At 41.6% G+C, this 1,517-nt stretch carries 1 pseudogene; it reads left to right on the top strand.

Annotated elements, in window-relative coordinates:
- Positions 1 to 1,517, top strand: a pseudogene (locus tag ACFIL7_RS01320) (hypothetical protein); the annotation flags it as partial.

The raw sequence follows: 1,517 nt of genomic DNA, 5'->3' as shown, positions 1-1,517 counted from the left end.
CTATACTGATGTAGCTTCCGCCTTTGAGGGTGTAGGTACTTCTATCACAAATGTAAAAAAAGAGCTTACCAAGGTCGTAGGCGATAGCTTAGTTAAACAAGATGAAAAGACGCATGTTATTAGCATTGGAGGTGAAAAAGGCGGTACAAGCATCAATATTGCAAACACTGATGGTACGAAACGTACTCTTTCCGGAGTGCATGATGGAACGGTTTCGGAAACCTCAAGTGATGCGGTTAATGGCTCACAACTCTATTCCATGAATAAGATGTTTGCGACCTATTTTGGTGGAGGAGCTGGATATAATGTTGATGGAAACTGGACCGCTCCCACTTTCAAGGTTAAGACTGTTAAGGAAGATGGCAAGGATGAAGAGAAGAGTTATGATAATGTTGCGGATGCGTTAGCAGGAGTAGGGACGTCTTTCACGAATATTCATAACGAGATTAACAAGGAGATTAACAAAGTTGTTAGTGATAGCTTAGTTAAGCAAGATGATGAGACGCATGTCATCAGCATTGGTGGTAAAAAAGNTGGCAAGGATGAAGAGAAGAGTTATGATAATGTTGCGGATGCGTTAGCAGGAGTAGGGACGTCTTTCACGAATATTCATAACGAGATTAACAAGGAGATTAACAAAGTTGTTAGTGATAGCTTAGTTAAGCAAGATGATGAGACGCATGTCATCAGCATTGGTGGTAAAAAAGGCGGTACGAGCATCAATATTGCAAACAGTGATAATGCAGCGCGGACACTCTCAGGTGTTAAGGAAGGTGATGTTTCAAAAGTATCGACGGATGCGGTTAATGGTTCACAACTCTATTCCATGAATAAGATGTTTGCGGAGTATTTTGGTGGAGGAGCCGGCTATAATGATAAGGGAGAATGGGGTGCTCCAAGTTTCAAGCTAAAAACAGTCAACTCTGATGGAAAAGATGAAGAGAAGAGTTATGGCAATGTTGCGGATGCGTTAGCAGGAGTAGGGACGTCTTTCACGAATATTCATAAAGAAATTAACAAAGTTGTTGGTGATAGCTTAGTTAAACAAGATGAAAAGACGCATGTTATTAGCATTGGAGGCGAAAAAAGCGGCACGAGCATCAATATTGCAAACAGTGATAATGCAGCGCGGACACTCTCAGGTGTTAAGGAAGGTGATGTTTCAAAAGCATCGACGGATGCGGTGAATGGTTCACAACTCTATTCCATGAATAAGATGTTTGCGGAGTATTTTGGTGGAGGAGCCGGCTATAATGATAAGGGAGAATGGGGTGCTCCAAGTTTCAAGCTAAAAACAGTCAACTCTGATGGAAAAGATGAAGAGAAGAGTTATGGCAATGTTGCGGATGCGTTAGCAGGAGTAGGGACGTCTTTCACGAATATTCATAAAGAAATTAACAAAGTTGTTGGTGATAGCTTAGTTAAACAAGATGAAAAGACGCATGTTATTAGCATTGGAGGCGAAAAAAGCGGCACGAGCATCAATATTGCAAACAGTGATAATGCAGCGCGGACAC

The organism is Bartonella sp. AP3QHHD (assembly GCF_042195765.1).
In the GTDB taxonomy this organism is placed as follows: domain Bacteria; phylum Pseudomonadota; class Alphaproteobacteria; order Rhizobiales; family Rhizobiaceae; genus Bartonella.
Note: the sequence above shows the minus strand (reverse complement) of the source record. Positions and strands in the feature narration are given on the sequence as shown.